This is a genomic window from Desulfopila sp. IMCC35006 (genome assembly GCF_005116645.1).
Lineage (GTDB): Bacteria > Desulfobacterota > Desulfobulbia > Desulfobulbales > Desulfocapsaceae > Desulforhopalus_A.
Genome location: NZ_SWCM01000064.1, coordinates 1 through 311, shown reverse-complemented (window position 1 = coordinate 311; position 311 = coordinate 1). Strand labels below are relative to the sequence as shown.

Below are 311 nucleotides of genomic sequence, written 5' to 3'. Positions count from 1 at the left end.
GCTTGGATTTCCACTGATAGATGTAAATGTATCGCTTGTAGACAAACCTCTTTTCAACAAAGTCCCTATTAAAACAATTATTGAGTACCAGTTTGTTCCAATTAAAACCTCGGACGGTGTTGTTTTTGTGGCTTTTGCCGATCCACTTGACAAAAAAAGTATCGATGTCGCAAATAAATTTTTGGGAGGCAAGGTGAGCCCCGCAATCGCCGAGAAAAAATCCCTGGGCGATACGATTAAATTGCTGACAAACCTGGCTGCCGGTAAAACCGTTAATGTCGACGCCAAAACGGTGGTCGGCATCGTTAACT

At 42.8% G+C, this 311-nt stretch carries 1 pseudogene; it reads left to right on the top strand.

From position 1 onward, the window contains the following. Window positions 1-311: pseudogene (locus FCL47_RS24175) on the top strand (secretion system protein E); the annotation flags it as partial.